Origin of the sequence: Methylobacterium sp. Leaf125 (genome assembly GCF_001423085.1) — a bacterium.
GTDB lineage: Bacteria > Pseudomonadota > Alphaproteobacteria > Rhizobiales > Beijerinckiaceae > Methylobacterium.
On the sequence record NZ_LMNU01000012.1, the window covers coordinates 129,095 to 151,414 of the forward strand.

Genomic DNA, 22,320 nt, shown 5'->3' on the forward strand with positions numbered 1-22,320 from the left:
CGCAAGGAGAAGGGTCCGATGAAAACCTGCCTCATCGTCGACGACTCCGCCGTCATCCGGAAGGTGGCGCGCCGCATCTTCGAGACCATGAACTTCGAGGTCGGCGAGGCCGAGGACGGCGAGAAGGCCCTCAGCGCCTGCGGCAAGACCATGCCGGACGCGATCCTGCTGGACTGGAACATGCCGACCATGGACGGCTACGACTTCCTGCGCGCCCTGCGGAAATCCCCGGGCGGCGAGAAGCCCAAGGTCCTGTTCTGCACCACGGAGAACGACGTCGGCGCCATCGCCCGCGCCCTCCATGCCGGCGCCGACGAGTACATCATGAAACCCTTCGACCGCGACATCGTCACGGCGAAGCTCGCGCAAGTCGGCTTCGCCACCGAAGCCGACGCGGCCTGACGCGGACCTGGACCGGGCATCACCGCCCCGTCCGGGGCCAGTTCCTCCCCCGACCGTTCCTCCGCGTCGCTCACAGCGTGAAATCCATGATGGCCGCCACCGCACCGACCTTCGCGTCGACCCATGCCGCGCCGCCGCCGCTCGCGGGGCAGCGGGTCCGGGTCCTGATCGCAGACGATTCGGCGGTGGTGCGCGGGCTGGTCGCCCGCTGGATCGGCGAGGCCGGCTACGAGGTCGTCGCCACGGCGGCCAACGGCCGGATCGCCCTCGAAGCGATGTCGCGCCACGACCCCGATGTCATCCTCCTCGACATCGACATGCCGGAACTCGACGGCACCCAGGCCCTGCCGCTGCTGCTCGCCAAGAGCCCCGGCGTCCAGGTCATCATGATGTCGACCCTGACCACCCGCAACGCCGACATCTCCCTGCGCTGCCTGGCCCTCGGGGCCGTCGACTACATCCCCAAGCCCGAGAGCAACCGGGGCGTGACCACCTCGGACGCCTTCCGGACCGACCTGATCGAGCGGGTGCGCATCTTCGGCTCCGCCCGGGCCCGCAAGCGCGGCGCTTCCGGCGCCCCGATCCCCGTCTCGCCCGGAATGCCGGCGCCCGCGCCGGTCTCGGCCCTGCGCCCGACTGCGCCCCTGGTGCTGCGGCCGAAGGCCCGCACCGGCGTCGCGCCCCGCGTCCTGCTCATCGGCGCCTCCACCGGCGGCCCCCGCGCCGTGGGTGAGGTCCTGGAGAAGATCGGCAGCGCCACGCTGCGCCAGTTTCCGGTCCTCATCGTGCAGCACATGCCGCCGGTCTTCACCGCGGTCTTCGCCGAGCATCTCGGCGTCCGCACCGGCCTGCCGGCCGCAGAGGGCAAGGCCGACGAGCGCCTGCAGCCCGGCCGGATCTACGTGGCGCCGGGTGGGCGCCACATGGGCCTCGGCGGAAGCCGCCAGGACGTCACCATCCGGCTGCATGACGGACCGGTGGTGAATTTCTGCCGGCCCGCCGTCGACGTGCTGTTCCAGGATGCCGCCGCGATCTTCGGTGCCGCAGCCCTGGCCGTCGTCCTCACCGGCATGGGCTCGGATGGAACCGGCGGGGCCCGGGCGCTCACGGAAGCCGGGGCGGCGGTACTCGCCCAGGACGAGGCCACCAGCACCGTCTGGGGCATGCCCGGCAGCATCGCTAAGGCGGGACTCGCCCAGGCGATCCTGCCCCTCGGCGAGATCGGACCGGCGTTGCGCAATCTTCTGACGGGGCAGGGCGCATGACCGACGTCGAATTCGATTTCCTGCGCGCCTACCTCAAGACCCGCTCCGGTCTCGCGCTCAGCGGCGAGAAGCGGTACCTGGTGGAGAGCCGCCTCGGACCGATCTGCCGGCGCTTCAACCTGGCCGATCTCGGGGCGCTGGTGACGGCCCTGAAGGGCGGCCGCGACCTCGCCATGGAGCGGGCGGTGGTCGAGGCGATGACCACCAACGAGACCTTTTTCTTCCGCGACCGCACGCCGTTCGACCTGTTCCGCGACGTGCTGCTCCCGGAAGCCATGGCCCGCCGGGCGGCGCAGCGCCGCCTGCGGATCTGGTGCGCCGCCGCCTCCACCGGCCAGGAACCCTATTCCCTGGCGATGATGCTGCAGGACGCCGCCCCGCGGCTCTCCGGCTGGACCGTCGACATCATCGGCACCGACCTGTCGACCGAGGTGCTGGAGAAGGCCAAGGCGGGGCTCTACAGCCATTTCGAGGTCCAGCGCGGCTTGCCCGTGCAGTCGCTGATCAAGCACTTCGAGCAGGTCGGCGAGCAGTGGCGCATCTCCGCCAGCCTGCGGCAGATGGTGGATTACCGGCCGCTCAACCTGCTGCAGCCGTTCGATTCACTGGGCACGTTCGACATCATCTACTGCCGCAACGTGCTGATCTATTTCGATGCGCCGACCAAGGGCGACGTGCTGGCCCGCCTCAGCAACAGCCTGGCGGCCGACGGCGCGCTGCTCCTGGGGGCCGCCGAGACGGTGATCGGCCTGACCGAGAAACTCGTGCCGAACACCAAGCACCGGGGCCTGTACAACCAGGCCGGCGCAGCCCTCGCGCCGCAAGCCCGGCCGCTGCCGGTGCTCAACCCGGCCGCCGTGGCGATCGCGCCGGCAGCGGCGGTCGCCCCGGCGATGCGCCGGGTGGTCGGCCTCTGACCGGCCTTTGCGGATCTCGATGACGGCGCGTGGCGCGGGCGAAAGTCCGCGCCATTGTCTTTGGGCGGTCGATGCCGCGCGGGGGAGGGGGCGCCAGGATCACAGGCCCGCGGGATCCCGCACAAACAAAAAAGGCCCCGCTCGCGCGGGGCCGTTTCGTCGTCCGACCGGGGGGTCAGACGGCGATCCGCTCTTCGCCCTCGTTGGGCTCGCGCAGCACGTAGCCGCGGCCCCAGACGGTCTCGATGTAGTTCTTGCCCGAGGAGGCGTTGGCGAGCTTCTTGCGCAGCTTGCAGATGAAGACGTCGATGATCTTCAGCTCGGGCTCGTCCATGCCGCCGTAGAGATGGTTCAGGAACATCTCCTTGGTCAGCGTCGTGCCCTTNCAGCTTGCAGATGAAGACGTCGATGATCTTCAGCTCGGGCTCGTCCATGCCGCCGTAGAGATGGTTCAGGAACATCTCCTTGGTCAGCGTCGTGCCCTTCCGCAGCGAGAGGAGTTCCAGCATCTGGTACTCCTTGCCGGTCAGGTGCACGCGGCTGCCGGAGACCTCGACGGTCTTCTGGTCGAGGTTCACGATCAGGTCGCCGGTGGTGATCACCGACTGGGCGTGACCCTTCGAGCGGCGGACGATCGCGTGGATGCGGGCGACGAGCTCGTCCTTGTGGAAGGGCTTGGTGAGGTAGTCGTCGGCGCCGAAGCCGAGGCCCTTCACCTTGTCCTCGATGCCGGCCATGCCGGAGNCGGGCGACGAGCTCGTCCTTGTGGAAGGGCTTGGTGAGGTAGTCGTCGGCGCCGAAGCCGAGGCCCTTCACCTTGTCCTCGATGCCGGCCATGCCGGAGAGGATCAGGATCGGGGTCTTCACCTTGGCGACGCGGAGATTCCGCAGCACCTCGTAGCCCGACATGTCGGGCAGGTTCAGGTCGAGCAGGATGATGTCGTAGTCGTAGAGTTTGCCGAGATCGATCCCCTCCTCACCGAGATCGGTGGTGTAGGTGTTGAAGCTCTCGGACTTGNGTCAGGTCGAGCAGGATGATGTCGTAGTCGTAGAGTTTGCCGAGATCGATCCCCTCCTCACCGAGATCGGTGGTGTAGGTGTTGAAGCTCTCGGACTTGAGCATCAGCTCGATGCTCTGCGCGGTCGCGCTGTCGTCCTCGATCAGAAGTACCCGCATCGTCGGTCCCCAGCCCAGCCGGCCGTGTGCAGCGTATGGGCAAGCCCCCGCCGTCCGCTCGCCACCGGCCCGTGGCGAACGCTCATTCGTCAATGACGTGAAACGCTATTCGTTAATCGTTAACAAACCCTGTTTCACGGACGCAAGCACCCAATTGGATCTCCGGTCCGGCCACGCTTCGAACCGTTGACGGTCTGTTCTCGTTCGACCGCCTCCAGGCGCGATGCGAAACCTTCGCAGGGTTCCCTAAGTGCCTTGCCCGCTTGGACTTGTTGCGCGCTGTCTCTTCCGAACAACGACACCGGAATGTCATCGACCGGACGGAAATTTTTTACGACCCGGACCGAACCGGCGGCGCGCTACAACCCCGATGCACACAGTGTTAAGGAGGGAGGTAAACGAATGGTTGAGAGACGCATCGATGACCGATCGCAGTCCTAGCGTCGGACGCTTGCGCCTGGCTGACGCGCGCAGTGCCCTCGCGGGAATCCAGGTTCTGGAGACCTACGGACGGGTCGTGGCGATTCGCGGCCTGCTGATCGAGGTGGCGGGTCCGGTGGCGGCCATGCGCCTCGGCGGACGGCTCGACATCGCGGTCGAGAACGGCCTCGGCGCCGTGCCCTGCGAGATCATCGGCTTCCAGGGCGACCGGGCCCTGGCCATGCCCTTCGGCTCCCTCGAGGGGGTGCGGCGCGGCTGTCCGGCCCTGGTGCGGGACGAGGCCGCGGGCGCGGTGCGTCCCTCCGCGGCCTGGCTCGGCCGGACGATCGATGCCCTGGGCCGGCCCATCGACGGCCTGGGGCCGCTGCCCCCCGGGCCGGCGATCTATCCCCTGCGGGCCGATCCGCCCCCGGCCCATGCCCGGCAGCGGGTCGGTCCCCCCCTCGACCTCGGCATCCGCTGCATCAACACCTTCCTGACGATGTGCGCCGGCCAACGCATGGGCATCTTCGCCGGCTCCGGCGTCGGCAAGTCGGTGCTGCTGTCGATGCTCGCCCGCTACACCGCCGCCGACGTGGCGGTGATCGGCCTCGTGGGCGAGCGCGGACGCGAGGTGCAGGAGTTCCTCCAGGACGACCTCGGCGCCGCGGGCCTCGCCCGGTCCGTGGTGGTGGTGGCCACCTCCGACGAGCCCGCCCTGATGCGCCGCAACGCCGCCTACGTCACCCTGGCGATGGCGGAGTACTTTCGCGATCAGGGCGCGCAGGTCCTATGCATGATCGATTCGATCACCCGCTTCGCCATGGCCCAGCGCGACATCGGCCTCGCGGCCGGCGAGCCGCCCACCGCCAAGGGCTACACCCCCACCGTCTTCAGCGAATTGCCGCGGCTCCTCGAGCGGGCCGGGCCCGGGACGGGGCAGGGGGCGATCTCCGGCCTGTTCACCGTCCTCGTCGAGGGCGACGACCACAACGAGCCCGTGGCCGACGCGGTCCGGGGCATCCTCGACGGGCACATCGTGATGGAGCGCGGCATCGCCGAGCGCGGGCGCTATCCGGCGATCAACGTCCTGCGCTCGGTCTCCCGCACCATGCCCCGCGCCTGCGACCCCGCGCACCTGCCGACGGTGCGCCGGGCCCGGCGCCTGCTCTCCACCTACGCCGACATGGAGGAGCTCATCCGTCTGGGCGCCTACCGGGCCGGCGCCTCGCCGGAAGTGGACGAGGCGATCGCGCTGATGCCCGGAATGGAGGCTTTTCTGGGTCAGGGTAAGGAAGAAGCAACTTCGATCGGCGAGGGTTACCGTCGCCTGGCAGAGATCGTCGGCGCGCCCTGAGGGGACGCCCCGGCTTCCTCTCCCGATGCCGGGCCCGGGGCGCGGCCAGTCGCGCACCGGCGAGCCGTGCGTTGCGTGGAGTGAACCCGCCCATGAAATCCCGTGACACGTTGATCCGGCTGCGACGCTTCCAGGTCGACGAGAAGCGTCGCCGCGTGACGCAGATCGAGATGATGAAGGCGGACTTCACCCGCATGGCGTTGGAGCTCGACCGCGAGGTCGCCCATGAGGAGAGCCGCGCCGGCATCACCGATCCGGCCCACTTCGCCTACCCGACCTATGCCCGGGCCGCCGCCACCCGCCGGGACAACATGCGCCAGTCGGCCGCCGCCCTCGAGGGGCAGCTCGCCGAGGCCAAGGCCGAGCTCGGCGAAGCCTTCGAGGACCTGAAGAAGATCGAGATCCTCGACGACCGCGAGCGCAGCGCCGAGCGCGTCGCCGAAGCGGCCCGCGACCAGGCCGCCATGGACGGAATCGGCCTATCGCGCATCCGCGCCTGACCCGGGGAACGTGCCGGCGCCCCCGCGGCGACCGGCACGAAACCGTCATGATCCCGTGGGAAGAGCCGTCCCTGCCGGGGCCGCGCGGAACCTTGCTTGCGATGCAGCGCATCGTCGTGCAGGGAGGGCCCGAACAGGGGCGCGCCGAACCACCATGAAGAAGATCAGCGATTTTATCTGGCCGATCATCGGCCTCGCCGCCGTGATCGGTTCGGGTTACCTGCTCTACAAGGAGCTGGCCGGCATCTCCATGGCGGAGATCAAGGGCAGCTTCGCCGCGATCCCGGTGCACCGTTTCCTGCTCGCCGGCCTCTCGACCCTCGTCGCCTACGCGGCCCTGGCCTGGTACGACCGGATCGCCCTGCTGCACCTCGGCGTGAACCACATCTCCCTGTTCTTCGTCTCGGTCTGCTCATTCACCACCTACGCGCTCTCCCACAACATCGGTGCCTCGGTGTTCTCCGGGGCCGTGGTGCGCTACCGGGCCTACACCGCCAAGGGCCTCTCCGCGGCCCAGGTCGCGGTGCTGGTCGCCCTCTGCTCCTTCACCTTCGGCCTCGGCACGATCCTGCTCGGCGGCTTCGTGCTCACCGTCCTGCCCGACACCCTGACGCGCCTCAACGGCTACCTTCCGGCGGTCCTGACGGACCCCGCCACCGCCCGCATCCTCGGCGCCGGTCTCCTGGCCTTCGTCGCCCTCTACGTGGCCGGCTCGCTGCTGCACCTGAAGCCGCTGACGATCCGCAAGTTCAAGCTCGAATATCCCCGCCCGCGCATCATGGGCCGCCAGCTCATCGCGGCTCCGCTCGAACTGCTCGGCGCCGCCGGCATCATCTACTTCGCCCTGCCGGAGGCCGGGAACCCCGGCTTCCTCGTCGTGCTCGCGGTCTTCCTCGCCTCGTTCTCGGCGGCCCTGGTGTCGAATGCCCCCGGCGGCCTCGGGGTGTTCGAGCTGGTCTTCGTGGTGGCGATGCCCGACATCGCCCGGCCGTCGGTGATCGCCGCGCTGCTGGTCTTCCGGCTGTTCTATTTCTGGCTCCCGTTCCTGATCTCGGTGGTGGTCGTGCTCCTCTACGAGCGCAACCGTCTCGCCTCGGCCCTGCGGGACAAGCCCCATGACCCGGCCTCCCCGGAGGCGCCGTTGACCGCGCCCGGCCTCGACGCCCATGCCCTCGAGCGCCGCATGGAGAAGAAGCCGGTCTGAGCCGTTCTCCGGGGAAGATCGGAGACGCACGACCGGTTCGGAGCGGCCGACGTCCGTTCAGGGGACCCGAGGCGAAATCCTCGGCTTCCGTGCAGATCGCGCGTCGGGCCCCGCGCGGTTGAGAACGGCCCGCGCGCAGCGCGATCCCGATCGCTTCCCCGATTTATTCGGCCGACAGGGTCGACGAGCGCCGTGTCCACGGCTTGGTTATGAGCTTGGCCATGGGCAAGAGCGCGGCCGCGCGTGCCCGCGAGCTTGCCGGGCCGGCCCGCGGCCCTGCGGTTCGTTCGCGGGACCGGCCTTTCTCTCGAGCGCCGGATCGCCTCTCAGACCGAACCGACGGTGCGAAGCCGGGCGCGGGGATGGATCTCCGCCTGGCTCATCACCGGCGTCTCGCGCCGGAAGCGCTCGATGATCGAGCGCACGAACGGCCGGGCCTGGACCGAGGTCACCAGCACGGGCATCTCGCCCATCCGGGCGGCCGTCTCGAAGCGGTCCCGCACCGTGTTGACGAATTCAGAGAGCTTCGAGGGCTGCATTGCCAGGTAGCGCTCGTCGCGCTCGCCGGCGATCGACTCGAGGAAGGCCTGCTCCCAGGCCGGCGACAGGGTGATGATCGGCAGCATGCCGTCCGGCCCCTGGTACTGGGCGCAGATCTGGCGGCCGAGGCGGGCGCGGACGTGCTCGACGATATCCCGCGGGTTCTTCACGTGGCCGGCGACCTCGGCGATGCCCTCGATGATCGCCCCGAGGTCGCGGATCGAGACCCGCTCGGCCAGCAGGAACTGCAGCACGCGCTGGATGCCCGTGGTGCCGATCTGGCTCGGCATCACCTCCTTGAGGAGGTCGGCATGGTCCTTCGAGACCTCGCGCAGGAGCTTCTGGACCTCGACATGGTTCAGGAGCTCAGAGACGTGCGCCTTGATGATCTCGGTGAGGTGGGTGGAGACCACCGTGGCGGCGTCCACCACGGTGTAGCCCTTGAGCTGGGCCTGGTCGCGCAGGGAGGCGTCGATCCAGGTGGCGGGCAGGCCGAAGGTCGGCTCGAGCATGTGCTGGCCGGGCAGCTGCACCTGTCCGCCCATCGGGTCCATGGCCATGAACTGGCCGGGGAAGATCTGGCCCGTACCGGCCTCGATCTCCTTGACGCGGACCACGTAGGCGTTCGCGTCGAGCTGGACGTTGTCGAGGATCCGGACCGACGGCATGACGAAGCCGAGTTCTGCGGCGAGCTGGCGGCGCAGGGCCTTGATCTGGTCCGTGAGACGGTCCTGTCCCTCGGGGCCGTTGACCAGGGCGAGCAGGGCGTAGCCCATCTCGAGCTTGAGGTCGTCGAGCTTCAGCAGGTCGGTGACCGTCTCCTCCTTGGCGGCCGCGGCGGCGGCCACCGCGGAGGCATCCATCGGCGCACCGTCGGCATCCAGCGGCGGCGCCTCGCGGGCGACCTTGGCGAAGTGCCAGGCGGCGTAGCCGGAGGCCCCGGCCAGGGCGAGGAACGGCAGCATCGGCATGCCGGGCAGGAGGGCGATCAGCACCATGACGCCCGAGGACATGCCGAGCGCCTTGGGGTAGTTCGCGAGCTGCTTGCCCAACGCCTTGTCGGCCGAGCCCTTCACGCCCGCCTTCGAGACCAGGATGCCGGCCGCCGTCGAGACGATGAGGGCGGGGACCTGCGAGGCGAGGCCGTCGCCGATGGTCAGCAGGGTGTAGGACTTCGCCGCCCCCAGGAACGGCATGCCCTGCTGCGCAACGCCGATGATGATGCCGCCGATCACGTTGATGAAGGTGATCAGCAGCGCGGCGATCGCGTCGCCGCGGACGAACTTGGAGGCACCGTCCATGGCGCCGAAGAACGAGGATTCTTCCTCCAGGGCAGCGCGGCGGGACTTCGCCACCTTCTCGTCGATGAGCCCCGCCGAGAGGTCGGCGTCGATGGCCATCTGCTTGCCCGGCATCGCGTCGAGGGTGAAGCGGGCGGCGACCTCGGCGATGCGGCCCGAACCCTTGGTGATGACGACGAAGTTCACGATGATCAGGATCGCGAACACGATGATCCCGATGACGAAGTTGCCGCCCATCACGAAGTTGCCGAAGGCCTCGATGACGTGGCCGGCGGCCGCCGTGCCCTCATGGCCGTGGCCGAGGATCAGGCGCGTAGAGGCGAGGTTCAGGGCGAGGCGCAGCAGCGTCGCCACCAGGAGCAGGGTCGGGAAGACCGTGAACTCGAGCGGATTGTCGATGAACAGCCCGGTCATCATGATCAGCACCGAGATGATGATCGAGACCGCGAGCAGCAGGTCGAGCAAGAAGGCCGGCAGCGGGAAGATGAGCACCGTGAGGATGCCCATCACGGCGGTGGCGAAGAACAGGTCCGTGCGCTTGGAGAGCGCGTTCAGGTTCGCCCGGTTCGGGATCGCGAAGCTCGCGAACTGTGCGAGGCTCCCCCCGGAACCCCCCGCCGGAGCCGGCGCGGCGGCAGCCGTCTCGCTCATCGTCACCCTCAATGCCCCCGAGGTGCGGGGGCCCGGCAAGTTTTGCCGAGTGCAGGGTTAGCGAAGGGTTAACACCGGGCCGCCCGCCGCCCGCGCGGGCGGCCAAACCGCCTCAGGCGAAGTATTTGCGGGTGACCACCGCGAGCGCGAACGCCAGTCCGGCGCCGCCGGCGATGAGGCTGATCATCAGGAGGCGTCGGGGCTCCTGGGAGGATTCGGGCTTCACCGGCTCCACGATCATGCTGAAGAACTCGATCTGGCGCTCCGCGATGATGCGCGCGCGCTCGTTCGCGGCCAGCACCTTGGTGAAGTACTTCTCCGCGTCCGCCCGGTCGGCGTCGTAGGCCTCGAACCGGGTGAGCGCATTCGCCAGGATGCGGCGCTGCTCCGGGTCCTCGCTGGCGGATTGCCGCTCGATCCGCGCGATGTTGTCGTCGAGGTCCTTGATCTGGGCCTTCATGTCCTGGATCCGGCGGGTCTCCGGCGAGAGATCGCGCTGGCCCTGGATGAGCTGGACCGCCAGGTTGATGCGGGCCGTCCTCAGCTCCGAGAGCACCTTCAGGTTGCTCTCGTTGGTCTTCTGCGCATCGAGGACGCCGTCGCGGTTGCGCAGGGCCGCCACTTCGGTGCGGATCTTCAGCATCCGCTCCTCGGCCCGCTTGAGCTCGCGCTGGCTCTCCAGCACGGCATCCTCACGGGCCCGGCCGCTCAGGGCGTTCACCATGCGCTCGCTCTCGGCCAGGATCGCGTTCGAGAGGTTGAGGGCATCCTGCGGGTCGAAGGCGTTCACCGTCAGGAGGATGATGCCCGATCCGGACTCGATCTTGGTATGGACCCGGTCATGCCAGTACTTGACCAGCTTCTCGATCGGCTTCTCGGGATTGAAGCGCGAGAAAAAATCGATCCCGGGCCGGGAGAACATCTCCCGCAGGGGATAGGTCTTCTCGATGGCCTCGATCATCGGCCGGCTGAGGATGTAGTTGGTCGCGATCAGACTGTCCTGCGCCACCATCTGCTTCAACGGCGAGCCCGAATTGGTGCCGACCTGATCGGGCGAGGCCTTGTCGACGTTGCCGAGGGCCGGCCGCAAGGCGAAGCGCGACTCGATCACGAAGCGGTCCGACGCGATTAGGCCGTAATAGACGACGGCCGCCAGGGTCGGGAGCAGGAAGCAGACTACGAACAGGACCGGGATCAGCGGATCCGTCTTCACGTGGCTCTGGTAGGATTGGATGCCCTTCTTGCGGTCGGCGAAGCGCGAGACGCGGGCGATCTGCTTGAGGGATTCGGCGACCGCATTCGAGCGATCGGCCGTGGTCAGCGGCTGTCCCTGCGGGTTGCGGATTTCGATGCTCATGCGCCCCGGTATTCCATGTCGTCCGGCCACCAGGCCGCCCCATCAGACCCTTTGCACCGCCGCCGCGGCAAAACCGTGGCCGCCGCCAGGCCGGCGCATCTCACGCGTTCAGGCGGCGATAGACCTCGATGGCGTCGTCGATGCTCTCGTAGACGATCGCCCGCCCGTTGATGATGACGATGCCCTGCTGGCACCAGGTCCGCAGGGTGTCCATGCCGTGGGAGACCATGATTACGTCGGCATTCTCCCGGCGCGCCGCGAAGGCCTCCTCGCAGCGCTTCTGAAAGCGGGCATCGCCCACCGCCGTGACCTCGTCGATGAGGTAGCAGTCGAACGGGATGGCCATGCTCATGCCGAAGGCCAGGCGCGAGCCCATGCCGGACGAGTAGGTCCGGATCGGGACGTCGAGGTAGCTGCCGAGCTCGGAGAAATCCTCCACGAATTCCAGCACCTTGCGCGGATCCTCGCCGTAGATGCGCGCCACGAAGATGATGTTGTCGCGCCCCGTCATGGCCGGGTGGAAGCCTCCGGCGAAGCCCAGGGGCCAGGACACGCGCGTGGTGCGGACCACGCGGCCCTTCGTGGGCATCTCGGTGCCGGCCAGGAGGCGCAGGGAGGTCGACTTGCCGGCGCCGTTGATCCCCAGGATGCCGTAGCTGGTGCCCGGCTTCAGCGTGAAGGAGACGCGCTCGAGGATCGTCCGGCGATGCCCGTCCGTCCGGTAGACCTTGGTCACGTTGTCGAAGCGGATCACGGCGGAGAACAGGTCCCGGGGCCCGAAGGCGAACCCCTCGCGCATCGGCTGCAAAAGCGGCGAATCTGAGAACGACGGCCCGCGTCCGCGGCGGCGCGGGTGGGCCCCGCGCCGAAATCTCGCGCGAATCGCCAGCTTTGCCGTTCTGAGGCTTGCACCCGGCCCAGGCCGCTTGTACACGACGCCTCCCGGCGCAATCGCGAAGCCCGGCCGCCCCGGCGGCTGCTAGACGCGGCGACGGGACCGGAGGGGTGGCCGAGTGGTTGAAGGCGCACGCCTGGAAAGTGTGTATACCGGAAACGGTATCGCGGGTTCGAATCCCGCTCCCTCCGCCAGATCCTGACATTCGACATCTCGGATTGTGCGAGGGCGCCGCGCGGCACCTTTGATTGATCTGCACCCGGTCCGTCGAGGGCCGGGCCCACGCTTCCGCGATCCGTCGGGCGCCCTGCCATCTGTCAGGCCAGCGCGTCAGCGCCGCGCATCCTCGCCATGCGCGCCTTGGGGGGCCTGCTCATCCTCGTCGGAGGCGGGCGCGTTGGCGCCCCGGGCCACGTGAGCCCGCAGCGCGCGGCCGATGCGGGCTGCCGCACTCGGAGCGGGGCTCCCATTCCAAAATTGGACTCGTCTTGCGCAAAGTCGGTCGCTAAAGCTGCGCTCGTCTGAATTAGCGCCGCTAATTCAGTCCTTCCGGCGCTTACGCAGCCACACGTCAGGTCCAGGCCCATGCAGCTGACCTATCTGTTCGATCCCCTGTGCGGCTGGTGCTACGGCGCCGCCCCGGCGCTAGCCTGGATCGCCCGAACGGAGACGGTCAGCCTGCAGCTCGCGCCCACGGGCCTGTTCGCGGGCGATGGCGGGCAGCCGATGGACGCCGCCTTCGCGGAATACGTCTGGCAGAACGACCAGCGCATCAGGCTGCAGACCGGGCAACCGTTCAGCGACGCCTATCACGCCCTGATCTTCGGGACGCCCGGCGTCGCCTTCGATTCGGCCGCGGCCACCCTCGGCCTCGTCGCCATCGGATCGACCCAGGCCGGCCGGGAGGTCGAAGGGCTGAGCGCGCTTCAGCACGCCCGCTACGTCGAGGGCCGGGACACCGCGGATCGCGCCGTCGTGGCGGATGTGCTCGCCCGGGCGGGCTTCGCGGAGGCCGCCGCCCGGCTGGCGGAGCCCGACGCGGCGCTGCGGGCAGCGAACCGCGCTCGGATCGAGGACGCGACCCGGATGATGGCCCGGTTCGGTGCCCGGGGCGTCCCCACCCTCGTCCTCGCGGATGACCGGGGCGCCCGACGCCTGCCGGGCGGCATCCTCTTCGGCGACCGGGACAGACTTGCGGCCGAGCTTCGGGCCGGATCGGGGGAAACACCATGACGCAGATCAGCCTCGACGCGACCAGCGCGCTGCCGCCGGTCGGGATGCCCGCGCCCGGGCTGGCCTGGACGCATTTTCCGGCCGGCCCGAACGGCTTCTTCCGCGCTCCGGTGCTGCTCGAAGGGCCGACCGAAGCGATCCTGATCGACGGCGGCTTCACCTTCGCCGACGGCCGGGACGTCGCGGCGGCGATTGCCGCGACGGGCAAGCGACTGACGACGATCTATGTCAGCCAGTCGGATCCCGATTATTATTTCAGCCTGAAGCCCCTCTGCGAGGCCTTCCCGGAGGCCCGGGTGCTCGCCGCGTCCGAGACCGTGTCGGCCATCGCCCGCTCGGTCGACGCCAAGATCGCCGCCTGGGCTCCGCGGCTGGGAGGCGAGGGTCCCCGGACGCGGGCCGACGTGGTCATGCCCACGGCCTTCGACGGCGCCGCGCTGGCGGTCGACGGCGAGACGGTCGAGATCCTGACCGCGGCGGGCCTGCCCAACCGCCGCACGCTCTACGTCCCGGCGCTGGACGCGATGTTCGGCGGGGTGCTCGTCTTCTCCGGCGTTCACGTCTGGACCGCCGATACGCCGAGCCCGGACGCCCGCGCGGCCTGGATCGCCGAGCTCGGCCGGCTCGCCATGCGCAGGCCCTCCGTCGTCGTGCCGGGCCATCTCGCCGTGGAGGCCGCCACCGACGGCTCGGCCCTCGCTTTCACCCGCGATTACCTGTTTGCCTTCCAGGAGGCCCTCGCGGCGGGCGGGGATGCCGCCGCGCTGAAGGCGACGATGCAGGCGAGCTTCCCGGGCCTCGGCATGGACATCGCCCTCGACATCGGCGCCAAGGTCGCCACGGGCGAGATGGTCTGGGGCTGAGACGGGGGCAGCCTGACCGGTCGGACCGGCGCCCGACGAAGGCCGGGCGCGGGCCGGTTCAGAACGCGTACCGCACCGTGCAGTACGGCATGCGCTCGGCGAGCAGCGCCTTGAAGCGGGCGAGCCACTTCCCCTTCCAGCCGGTGCGGTAGCGCAGGTTGGCGCCCCCGCCCTCGGAGACCTTCGCCTCCTGAATGTCCGGCCGCCAGAGCAGGTCCTCGGCCTTGGGGTGCCAGCCGAGATTGACCGCGTGCAGGTCGGCGTTGTGGGTCAGCAGGATGATCTCCGCCTTGAGCTGCGCCCGGGCCGCCGGGCCGATCGCATCGTCGATGGCGGCGAACAGGGCCGTCCAGTCGGCCTCCCAGCCCTCGTAGAGGATCACCGGTGAGAAGTTGACGTGGACCTCGTAGCCGGCGGCGACGAAGTCGTCGATGGCGGCGATGCGCTCGGGAATCGGGGCCGTCCGGACGTCGACGATGCGGGCGATGCGCTCGGGCATGAGCGAGAAGCGGATCCGGGTCTTGCCCTGGGGATCGTAGGCGAGGAGATCGCGGTTCACCGCCTTGGTGGCGAAGGACGCCTTGGCGTTGGGGATGTCCCGGAACAGCGCCACGAGGTCCCGCACCGTGTCGCTCACCATGGCGTCCACCGAGAGGTCGCCGTTCTCGCCGAGGTCGTAGACCCAGAGGGCGGGATCGATCGTATCGGGCTCGGGCAGCGGCCCCTGGCGGGCGGCGTGGCGGGCGATGGCGGCGGCCACGGCCTCGACGTTGACGAAGAGCGAGATCGGGTTGGCGAAGCCCTTGCGCCGGGGCACGTAGCAGTAGGCGCAGGCCATGGCGCAGCCGTTCGAGGTCGAGGGCGCGATGAAGTGGGCGCTGCGCCCGTTGGGCCGCATGGCAAGACCCTTCTTCACCCCGAGCACCAGGGTCGAGCGCTTGATCCGGACCCAATCCTCCACCGAGCCGGCATTGCCGTGCAGGCTGGGGATGTTCCAGTGCGAGGGCACGACGATGCGCTCGGCCTGCGGGAAGCGGTCGAAGATCGCCTGACCGCGCGGGTAATCCGGCACGGCGGGCTCGTGGTAGATCGTCGAGACGTCGAGGAGGTCGCGGGGTCGGGCCATCAGCCTTGCGGGAGCTCTGCCGCGATCCGCGTCCCGTGCGCGGCGTCGGCCCGGGGCCAACGCGCGCGTCCCCCGGGCGATCCACCCCGCGTCGTTCGGAACCGGGGTGCTTCGGAACCGGGGTGAATCCGAATCGGGCGATCAGAGGCGTGCGAGCAGCTCGGCCTTCTTGGCGGTGAACTCGCCCTCGGTGAGGATGCCCTTGCGGCGCATCTCCGACAGGCGCTCGATCGTCGACAGGACGTCGCTGCCGGCCACCGGCGCGGCGCTGCCCTGCGGCGACGCCTCGCCCTGCGGAGGACCGGCCTCGAACGGTTCGGGCGCGAAGGGGCGGGCCTCGCCGCGCTCGACCTCGTCGAGGCGCTTCAGGCTGGCGAGGTCGACGGGCCCGCCGGGGCCCGAGAAGCGCAGGCCGGTCGCGCTGCCCTGCTGCTGGGAGACGCCGCTGATCGCGTGGTCGCCGGTATCGTAGATCGCGGCCCGCCCCTCGGATTCGACCACGAGGCGCCTCTGGCCCGGGAAGTAGGCGTAGCGCATCCCGTTCTGCGATCCGGCGGTGGCCGGCGCACCCCATTCCAGGGGCCAAGGCGCCCCGGCGCCGCGCGGCACCTCCGACCAGGCCCCGGCCGGCAGCGCCGCGGCCAGGGTGGTGCAGAGGGCGTCCACCCGGGCCTTCAGGTCGGCGTTGAACATGTCGCCGATCATCGTCATGCCGGCGCCCGACCATTGGCCGAAGCCGCCGAGCTCGGGATGGTTGAACTGCGCCATCCGGCCATGGCCGGACTCGAGCGCCTGGGCGAGATGGCGCACGGCATCGAGGCTGACGCGGTAGCGATCGGCGATTCCCTGCAGGCCGTTGGGCTGATCCGTCATGCGCTGCTCTCCTCGCCCCGGGCGGCCCCCGCCGCCCGTCATTCGCACGCTTGCCACACCCGTTCTGCCGCAAGCGCACGCGGCGTGGAAGCGGTTGCGCGGCGTTGCGCCGTGCGATGCAAAAAGATTTGCCCCGTGGCGGACCTTCCGGCGAAGCGTGAGCGTTCCTGTCCAGGTTTCCAAGACGGGGCGACGCGCATCGCCCTGTCTCGACGCACCCATCGATACCGCCCGGAGCGAACATGGCCGACACGACGAATCCCGCGGACCGCTCGACCCCGCAGGGCCGCGCCAAACGTTCGCGCATCAAGGAAGGCTCGCCCTATCCCCTCGGCGCGAACTGGGACGGCCTGGGCGTGAACTTCGCCCTGTTCTCGGCCCACGCCACCAAGGTCGAGCTCTGCCTGTTCGACGATGACGGCGTGAACGAGATCGAGCGGATCGAGCTGCCCGAGTACACCGACGAGATCTGGCACGGCTACCTGCCCGACGCGCGCCCCGGCACCATCTACGGCTACCGCGTCCACGGCCCCTACGAGCCGAAGGCGGGCCACCGCTTCAACCCCAACAAGCTGCTGATCGACCCCTACGCCAAGGGCCTCGTCGGCTCCATCACCTGGAACCCGGCCCTGTTCGGCTACCAGATGGAGAGCGGCGACGACCTGACCTACGACGAGCGCGATTCCGCGCCCTTCACCCGCCGCTCCCGCGTCATCGACCCGGCCTTCACCTGGGGTCGGGACCGCAAGCCGCACGTGCCGTGGGAGAAGACCATCTTCTACGAGACCCATGTGAAGGGCTTCACCAAGCTGCATCCGGCCGTGCCGGAGAAGCTGCGCGGCACCTATGCGGGCCTCGGCACCCCGGCGGTGCTCGACTACATCAAGAGCCTCGGCGTCACCTCGGTGGAGCTCCTGCCGGTCCACGCCTTCGTGCAGGACGACTACCTGCAGGAGAAGGGGCTGGTGAACTACTGGGGCTACAACACCATCTCGTTCTTCACCCCCGCGCGGCGCTACTCGGCCGTGCCGGACTTCGCCTTCTCCGAGTTCAAGGAGATGGTGGCGCGCATGCACGGCGCCGGCCTCGAGGTCATCCTCGACGTGGTCTACAACCACACCGCCGAGGGCAACGAGAAGGGCCCGACCCTCTCGTTCAAGGGCGTCGACAACGCCTCGTACTACCGGCTGATGCCCAAGGAGCCGCGCTACTACATCAACGACACCGGCACGGGGAACACCTTCAACCTGTCGCACCCGCGCGTGCTGCAGCTGGTGACCGACTCCCTGCGCTACTGGGCCACCGAGATGCGGGTCGACGGCTTCCGCTTCGACCTCGCCACCATCCTGGGCCGCGAGCCGCACGGCTTCGACGAGGGCGGCGGCTTCCTCGACACCTGCCGGCAGGATCCGGTGCTGAACAGCGTCAAGCTGATCGCCGAGCCGTGGGATTGCGGTCCGGGCGGCTACCAGGTCGGCGGCTTCCCGCCCGGCTGGGCCGAGTGGAACGACCGCTTCCGTGACGACGTGCGCGGCTACTGGCGCGGCGACGAGGGCATGCTGCCGGATCTCGCGGCCCGGCTCACCGGCTCGGCCGACAAGTTCAACAAGCGCGGGCGCAAGCCCTGGGCTTCGGTGAACTTCCTCACCGCCCATGACGGCTTCACGCTGAACGACACCGTGTCGTACAACGAGAAGCACAACATGGCGAACGGCGAGGACAATCGCGACGGCCACTCGCACAACCTCTCGAACAACTACGGCGCCGAGGGGCCGACGGACGATCCGGAGATCCGCGCGGTGCGGCTGCGCCAGATGCGCAACATGCTGGCGACGCTGTTCCTCTCCCGCGGCACCCCGATGCTGCTGGCGGGCGACGAGTTCGCCCGGACCCAGAACGGCAACAACAACGCCTATTGCCAGGACAACGAGATCTCCTGGCTCGACTGGGAGGCCGTCGGTCCGGAGGAGCGGGATCTCGCCGAGTTCACGCAGCGCCTGACCCTGCTGCGCGAGGCGCTGCCGATCCTCACCCGCGGCCGCTTCCTGACGGGCGCCTACGACGAGGAGTTCGGCGTCAAGGACGTGACGTGGCTGAAGCCGGACGGCACCGAGATGTCGCCCGAGAACTGGACGCAGGGCGATGCCCGCTCCCTCGCGGTGCTTCTCGACGGACGGGCCCAGGCCTCGGGCATCCACCAGCGCGGCGGCGACGCCACCCTGCTGCTGCTCTACAACGCCTATCACGACCTCGTGTCGTTCACCCTGCCGGAATCGGTGGGCGGCGTCGGCTGGACCCGGCTCCTCGACACGAACCTGCCCGACAGCCAGGACGTGGTGAGCAAGCCGATCGGCGCGACCTACGAGGTCACCGGACGCTCGATGCTGATGTTCGTGCTGAAGCCCGAGGAGATCGACGGCGTCGAGGCCACCGAGATGGAGCGCTCCTACCAGCACGTGATGCAGGCCTTCGAGCGGGCCAACGTCAACAGCGTCCGCTTCGAGACCGAGCAGCGCTGACCCCCCGAGTCGCCGCGCGCATCCCAGCGCGCGGCGCACCTCGCCGAATCGTCATGGTTCGCCGGGGATGCGGGGATGGGGACAGGGAACGATGATGGCGCCGGGTGTTTGACCCGTGTTAGGGGCGGCCTGTCAGGTTTCGCCTGCGAAGCCCCGCCGATGTGATTGCGCGACGATGATCGACACGCCCAAGATGCCGCCGAACGGGGCGCTCGCGCAGGACCCGATCCGATCCTCGGCCGAGACCCCGATCGCCCCGGAAGCGGCCTTCTTCTTCGACGCGGTGGCGGCCTCGCGCATGCCGATGGTGGTGAGCGACCCGCGCCTGCCCGACAATCCGATCATCTTCACCAACGACGCCTTCCTGGAGATGACCGGCTACGGCCGCGACGAGGTGCTGGACCGCAACTGCCGCTTCCTGCAGGGGCCGGACACCGATCGCGGCGCGGTGCGTGAGCTCGCCCGGGCGATCGCGGCCCGCGAGAACGTCGCCACCGAGATCGTCAACTACCGCAAGGACGGCACCCCGTTCTGGAACGCGCTGTTCGTCTCGCCGATCTACGACGCGGGCGGAACGCTGGTGTACTTTTTTGCCTCGCAGCTCGACGTCTCCCGCCGGCGGGACGCCGAGGAGGCCCTGGGCCAGGCCCAGAAGATGGAGGCGCTGGGCCAGCTCACCGGCGGCATCGCCCACGACTTCAACAACCTGCTCCAGGTCATCGTCGGCTACGTCGACATCCTGGGCGCCGGCCTCGACGATCCGTCGGCCGACCGCAACCGCCTGCGCCGGGCCACCGACAACATCCGCACCGCCGCCGAGCGCGCCACCACCCTGACGCAGCAGCTCCTCGCCTTCGCCCGCAAGCAGCGCCTCGAGGGCCGCTCCGTGAACCTGAATGCCCTGGTCCAGGGCATGGCCGACATGGCCGGCCGGACGCTGGGCGAGACGGTGAGCCTCGGGTTCGACCTCAGCCCCGACCTGTGGAACTGCCGGGTCGACCCGAACCAGGCCGAGGTCGCCCTGCTCAACGTCTTCATCAACGCCCGCGACGCGATGCCGGAGGGCGGCCGCCTCACGGTCAAGACCGAGAACCACGTCATCACCGGCGAGGTGGCCGGTCCCCTGGCACCCGGCCGCTACGTCACCATCAGCGTGACCGATACCGGCAGCGGCATCCCGGCCCACGTCCTCGCCCGGGTCATGGACCCGTTCTTCACCACCAAGGAGGAGGGCAAGGGCACCGGTCTCGGCCTGTCGATGGTCTACGGCTTCGCCAAGCAGTCTGGCGGCGCCGCCCGCATCGAATCGATGCTGGGGGAGGGGACCGTGGTGCGCCTGTCCTTCCCGGCCACTGAGACCGCGGTGCTCGAAGCGGCGCCGTCCACGGTCGGCCCCCAGGAGGGGTCCGGCACCGAGACGATCCTCATCGTCGATGACCGGGAGGACGTGGCCGAGCTCGCCCGCACCATCCTGCGGGATTTCGGCTACAGCACCCTGATGGCGCAGAACGGCCGCGAGGCCCTCGAGGTGCTGGAGAGCGGGAACCCCATCGACCTGCTGTTCACCGACCTGATCATGCCCGGCGGGATGAACGGCATCGCGTTGGGGCGCGAAGCCACGCGCCGGCGGCCGGAGCTCAAGGTCCTGCTCACCACGGGCTACGCCGAGGCCAGCCTGGAGCGAACCGATGCCGGGGGTTCGGAGTTCGATCTGCTGAACAAGCCCTACCGCCGGACGGATCTGGTCCGCCGGGTTCGGGCGATTCTCGACGGGCCCGCCGCGCTCGGCTGATGCCTCGCCCGGGCCGTCCAGCGGAGAGGGTTCGCGATGAGCCAGGGCGACAAGTCGAAATACACCGACAAGCAGATCCGCAAGGCGGAGCACATCGCCGAATCCTACGAGGGGCGTGGTGTGCCCGAGAAGGAGGCCGAGGCGCGGGCTTGGGCGACCGTCAACAAGGACGATGGCGGTGGCAAGAAGCCCGGCGGCTCCGGGCGCGGCAAGGCCAGCAGCCATCCGGCGGCGCATCGCGGCGGACAAGTCGGGGGCAAGGCCTCCGCCGCCCGGACGCCGGAAGAGCGCTCGGCCTCCGCCAAGAAGGCCGCCGCCACCCGCAAGCGCAACGCCGAGGCGGCGCGGCCCGCATCGTGACGGTTCGCCAGGTCGCGGCGGACGAGATGCCGACGACCGCCCGATCCGAGCGATCTCGGGTGTCAGTCCGCCGGGTCGATCACCGATGCCACCGCTCGGTCATCCCGGGCTCCGCGCTGCGGCCCCGGGATGACGCGGTGCTCTGCGTCGGTCTTCACCGGATGACGCGTCCCGGCAGCCGCTCCGACGAGCGAGAGCGGGCCACCGGTGCCGACCCGATCGAAGGATGGGCGGGCGCAGCCGCCGAAGGACCCCGGAACGCTCGATCCCGCGCCCTTCGGAGACCGTGCACGCCCGGGCTCCGTCGAATCCAACGGCTTCGGTGAGCCCCGTCAGGCCATCGCCGTCTTGAGATGCTGGTCGACCTTGTCGAGGAAGCCCGTGGTCGACAGCCAGCGCTGGTTGGGGCCGACGAGCAGGGCGAGGTCCTTGGTCATGAAGCCGGCCTCGACGGTGTCGACGCAGACGGTCTCCAGCGTCGTGGCGAACTTGGCAAGCGCCGCGTTGTCGTCGAGCTTGGCGCGGTGGGCGAGGCCACGGCTCCAGGCGAAGATCGACGCGATGGAGTTGGTGGAGGTCTCCTTGCCCTTCTGGTGCTCGCGGTAGTGACGGGTCACCGTGCCGTGGGCCGCCTCGGCCTCGACGGTCCGGCCGTCGGGGGTGAGCAGCACGGAGGTCATCAGGCCGAGCGAGCCGAAGCCCTGCGCCACGGTGTCGGACTGCACGTCGCCGTCGTAGTTCTTGCAAGCCCAGACGTAGCCGCCCGACCACTTGAGGGCCGAGGCCACCATGTCGTCGATCAGGCGGTGCTCGTAGGTGATGCCGGCCGCGTCGAACTTCGCCTTGAACTCGTTCTGGAAGACCTCCTCGAACAGATCCTTGAAGCGGCCGTCATAGGCCTTGAGGATGGTGTTCTTGGTCGAGAGATAGACCGGGTACTTGCGGTTCAGGCCGTAGTTCATCGAGGCGCGGGCGAAGTCGCGGATCGAGTCATCGAGGTTGTACATCGCCTGGGCGACGCCGGCGCTCGGGAACTTGAAGACTTCCCGCTCGATGACGGTGCCGTCCTCGCCCTCGAACTTGATCGTCAGGCGGCCCTTGCCCGGCACCTTGAAGTCGGTGGCCTTGTACTGGTCGCCGTAGGCGTGGCGGCCGACGACGATCGGCTGGGTCCAGCCCGGCACGAGGCGGGGCACGTTCTGGCAGATGATCGGCTCGCGGAAGATGACGCCGCCGAGGATGTTGCGGATGGTGCCGTTGGGCGACTTCCACATGTCCTTGAGGTTGAACTCCTTCACCCGGGCCTCATCCGGGGTGATGGTGGCGCATTTCACGCCGACGCCGTGGCGCTTGATCGCCTCGGCGGCCTGGACGGTGACCTGATCGTTGGTGGCGTCGCGGTGCTCGACGCCGAGGTCGTAATATTCCAGGTTCAGATCGAGGTAGGGGTGGATCAGCTTGTTCTTGATCTCGCTCCAGATGATCCGGGTCATCTCGTCGCCGTCGAGTTCGACGACCGGGTTCGCAACCTTGATCTTATCCATCTGCAGCACACCTTCCTGGACCGG

The 22,320-nt window shown here is 69.1% G+C and carries 18 protein-coding genes, 1 tRNA gene and 3 pseudogenes; 12 read left to right on the top strand and 10 right to left on the bottom strand.

Annotated elements, in window-relative coordinates; translation table 11 throughout:
- Positions 1-18: 18 nt before the first annotated feature.
- From ASF58_RS11850 to ASF58_RS11860, 3 genes are all read left to right on the top strand, one after another.
- Positions 19-402, top strand: coding sequence for a response regulator (locus ASF58_RS11850; protein WP_055952036.1), 384 nt, complete (start codon positions 19-21; stop codon positions 400-402).
- 86 nt (positions 403-488) lie between these two features.
- A complete protein-coding gene (locus ASF58_RS11855) occupies positions 489-1,667 on the top strand; it encodes a chemotaxis response regulator protein-glutamate methylesterase (protein ID WP_055952039.1) in 1,179 nt (392 codons plus the stop codon).
- Positions 1,664-2,584: a protein-glutamate O-methyltransferase CheR gene (locus ASF58_RS11860; RefSeq protein ID WP_055952042.1), complete on the top strand. Its 921-nt coding sequence runs from the start codon at positions 1,664-1,666 to the stop codon at positions 2,582-2,584. The genes ASF58_RS11855 and ASF58_RS11860 overlap by 4 nt, the downstream gene beginning before the upstream one ends.
- Positions 2,585-2,759: 175 nt before the next feature.
- Here ASF58_RS11860 and ASF58_RS24930 read toward each other — a convergent pair.
- The 4 genes and pseudogenes from ASF58_RS24930 to ASF58_RS27090 all read right to left on the bottom strand — a co-directional run.
- A partial coding sequence (locus ASF58_RS24930) for a winged helix-turn-helix domain-containing protein (protein WP_162242049.1) occupies positions 2,760-2,969 on the bottom strand: 210 nt, incomplete at its 5' end.
- 1 nt (position 2,970) lies between these two features.
- A pseudogene (locus tag ASF58_RS27080) lies at positions 2,971-3,328 on the bottom strand (response regulator transcription factor); the annotation flags it as partial.
- A 1-nt stretch (position 3,329) separates the two neighbouring features.
- Positions 3,330-3,602 (bottom strand): annotated as a pseudogene (locus tag ASF58_RS27085) (response regulator); the annotation flags it as partial.
- A gap of 1 nt (position 3,603) precedes the next feature.
- Positions 3,604-3,761 (bottom strand): annotated as a pseudogene (locus ASF58_RS27090) (DNA-binding response regulator); the annotation flags it as partial.
- Positions 3,762-4,182: 421 nt separating this feature from the next.
- Here ASF58_RS27090 and fliI point away from each other — a divergent pair.
- From fliI to ASF58_RS11880, 3 genes are all read left to right on the top strand, one after another.
- On the top strand, positions 4,183-5,538 hold the full coding sequence (gene fliI, locus ASF58_RS11870; protein ID WP_055952045.1) for a flagellar protein export ATPase FliI: 1,356 nt from the start codon (positions 4,183-4,185) through the stop codon (positions 5,536-5,538).
- Between the two features lie 92 nt (positions 5,539-5,630).
- Positions 5,631-6,038, top strand: a complete 408-nt coding sequence (gene fliJ / locus ASF58_RS11875; protein WP_055952048.1) for a flagellar export protein FliJ — start codon at positions 5,631-5,633, stop codon at positions 6,036-6,038.
- Between the two features lie 154 nt (positions 6,039-6,192).
- A complete protein-coding gene (locus ASF58_RS11880) occupies positions 6,193-7,242 on the top strand; it encodes a lysylphosphatidylglycerol synthase domain-containing protein (protein ID WP_055952051.1) in 1,050 nt (349 codons plus the stop codon).
- Positions 7,243-7,568: 326 nt separating this feature from the next.
- Here ASF58_RS11880 and flhA read toward each other — a convergent pair whose 3' ends face one another.
- From flhA to ASF58_RS11895, 3 genes are all read right to left on the bottom strand, one after another.
- A complete protein-coding gene (gene flhA, locus ASF58_RS11885) occupies positions 7,569-9,734 on the bottom strand; it encodes a flagellar biosynthesis protein FlhA (protein WP_055952053.1) in 2,166 nt (721 codons plus the stop codon).
- A gap of 112 nt (positions 9,735-9,846) precedes the next feature.
- On the bottom strand, positions 9,847-11,091 hold the full coding sequence (locus ASF58_RS11890) for a hypothetical protein (protein WP_055952056.1): 1,245 nt from the start codon (positions 11,089-11,091) through the stop codon (positions 9,847-9,849).
- A gap of 100 nt (positions 11,092-11,191) precedes the next feature.
- The gene (locus ASF58_RS11895) at positions 11,192-11,845 is read right to left on the bottom strand and encodes an ABC transporter ATP-binding protein (protein ID WP_055953674.1); all 654 of its coding nucleotides are present in this window, start codon (positions 11,843-11,845) and stop codon (positions 11,192-11,194) included.
- Between the two features lie 245 nt (positions 11,846-12,090).
- Between ASF58_RS11895 and ASF58_RS11900 the strand changes: the two genes are divergently transcribed.
- The 3 genes from ASF58_RS11900 to ASF58_RS11910 all read left to right on the top strand — a co-directional run bounded on the left by ASF58_RS11900 (position 12,091) and on the right by ASF58_RS11910 (position 14,082).
- Positions 12,091-12,180 (top strand) — tRNA-Ser (locus ASF58_RS11900).
- 391 nt (positions 12,181-12,571) lie between these two features.
- Entirely contained in the window at positions 12,572-13,219 is a 648-nt protein-coding gene (locus ASF58_RS11905; RefSeq protein ID WP_055952059.1) for a DsbA family protein, read from the top strand.
- Positions 13,220-13,263: 44 nt separating this feature from the next.
- Positions 13,264-14,082 carry an MBL fold metallo-hydrolase gene (locus tag ASF58_RS11910; RefSeq protein WP_244477331.1) on the top strand — a complete coding sequence of 273 codons (819 nt, stop codon included), beginning with the start codon at positions 13,264-13,266 and terminating at the stop codon, positions 14,080-14,082.
- A gap of 58 nt (positions 14,083-14,140) precedes the next feature.
- Here ASF58_RS11910 and ASF58_RS11915 read toward each other — a convergent pair whose 3' ends face one another.
- Both ASF58_RS11915 and ASF58_RS11920 read right to left on the bottom strand, forming a co-directional pair.
- Positions 14,141-15,208 (bottom strand): spore photoproduct lyase family protein, encoded by a 1,068-nt coding sequence (locus ASF58_RS11915; protein ID WP_055952067.1) that lies wholly within the window; start codon positions 15,206-15,208, stop codon positions 14,141-14,143.
- Positions 15,209-15,349: 141 nt separating this feature from the next.
- Entirely contained in the window at positions 15,350-16,081 is a 732-nt protein-coding gene (locus ASF58_RS11920; protein ID WP_055952070.1) for an SHOCT domain-containing protein, read from the bottom strand.
- A 242-nt stretch (positions 16,082-16,323) separates the two neighbouring features.
- Between ASF58_RS11920 and glgX the strand changes: the two genes are divergently transcribed.
- The 3 genes from glgX (at position 16,324) to ASF58_RS11935 (ending at position 20,752) form a co-directional block, all read left to right on the top strand.
- The gene (gene glgX, locus ASF58_RS11925; RefSeq protein WP_055952073.1) at positions 16,324-18,600 is read left to right on the top strand and encodes a glycogen debranching protein GlgX; all 2,277 of its coding nucleotides are present in this window, start codon (positions 16,324-16,326) and stop codon (positions 18,598-18,600) included.
- Positions 18,601-18,775: 175 nt separating this feature from the next.
- Positions 18,776-20,392, top strand: a complete 1,617-nt coding sequence (locus tag ASF58_RS11930; protein WP_055952077.1) for a hybrid sensor histidine kinase/response regulator — start codon at positions 18,776-18,778, stop codon at positions 20,390-20,392.
- 36 nt (positions 20,393-20,428) lie between these two features.
- On the top strand, positions 20,429-20,752 hold the full coding sequence (locus ASF58_RS11935) for a hypothetical protein (protein ID WP_055952079.1): 324 nt from the start codon (positions 20,429-20,431) through the stop codon (positions 20,750-20,752).
- A 332-nt stretch (positions 20,753-21,084) separates the two neighbouring features.
- On the opposite strand, the gene ASF58_RS11940 is transcribed toward ASF58_RS11935, so the two are convergent.
- Positions 21,085-22,296, bottom strand: coding sequence for an NADP-dependent isocitrate dehydrogenase (locus ASF58_RS11940; RefSeq protein WP_055952081.1), 1,212 nt, complete (start codon positions 22,294-22,296; stop codon positions 21,085-21,087).
- Positions 22,297-22,320: the final 24 nt, after the last annotated feature.

Bases quoted from the DNA above. Each gene is read 5' to 3' on its own strand.
- ASF58_RS11850 (WP_055952036.1), top strand. From the start codon at position 19: ATGAAAACCTGCCTCATCGTCGACGACTCCGCCGTCATCCGGAAGGTG.
- ASF58_RS11855 (WP_055952039.1), top strand. From the start codon at position 489: ATGATGGCCGCCACCGCACCGACCTTCGCGTCGACCCATGCCGCGCCG.
- ASF58_RS11860 (WP_055952042.1), top strand. From the start codon at position 1,664: ATGACCGACGTCGAATTCGATTTCCTGCGCGCCTACCTCAAGACCCGC.
- fliI (WP_055952045.1), top strand. From the start codon at position 4,183: ATGACCGATCGCAGTCCTAGCGTCGGACGCTTGCGCCTGGCTGACGCG.
- fliJ (WP_055952048.1), top strand. From the start codon at position 5,631: ATGAAATCCCGTGACACGTTGATCCGGCTGCGACGCTTCCAGGTCGAC.
- ASF58_RS11880 (WP_055952051.1), top strand. From the start codon at position 6,193: ATGAAGAAGATCAGCGATTTTATCTGGCCGATCATCGGCCTCGCCGCC.
- flhA (WP_055952053.1), bottom strand. From the start codon at position 9,734: ATGAGCGAGACGGCTGCCGCCGCGCCGGCTCCGGCGGGGGGTTCCGGG.
- ASF58_RS11890 (WP_055952056.1), bottom strand. From the start codon at position 11,091: ATGAGCATCGAAATCCGCAACCCGCAGGGACAGCCGCTGACCACGGCC.
- ASF58_RS11905 (WP_055952059.1), top strand. From the start codon at position 12,572: ATGCAGCTGACCTATCTGTTCGATCCCCTGTGCGGCTGGTGCTACGGC.
- ASF58_RS11910 (WP_244477331.1), top strand. From the start codon at position 13,264: ATGCCCGCGCCCGGGCTGGCCTGGACGCATTTTCCGGCCGGCCCGAAC.
- ASF58_RS11915 (WP_055952067.1), bottom strand. From the start codon at position 15,208: ATGGCCCGACCCCGCGACCTCCTCGACGTCTCGACGATCTACCACGAG.
- ASF58_RS11920 (WP_055952070.1), bottom strand. From the start codon at position 16,081: ATGACGGATCAGCCCAACGGCCTGCAGGGAATCGCCGATCGCTACCGC.
- glgX (WP_055952073.1), top strand. From the start codon at position 16,324: ATGGCCGACACGACGAATCCCGCGGACCGCTCGACCCCGCAGGGCCGC.
- ASF58_RS11930 (WP_055952077.1), top strand. From the start codon at position 18,776: ATGATCGACACGCCCAAGATGCCGCCGAACGGGGCGCTCGCGCAGGAC.
- ASF58_RS11935 (WP_055952079.1), top strand. From the start codon at position 20,429: ATGAGCCAGGGCGACAAGTCGAAATACACCGACAAGCAGATCCGCAAG.
- ASF58_RS11940 (WP_055952081.1), bottom strand. From the start codon at position 22,296: ATGGATAAGATCAAGGTTGCGAACCCGGTCGTCGAACTCGACGGCGAC.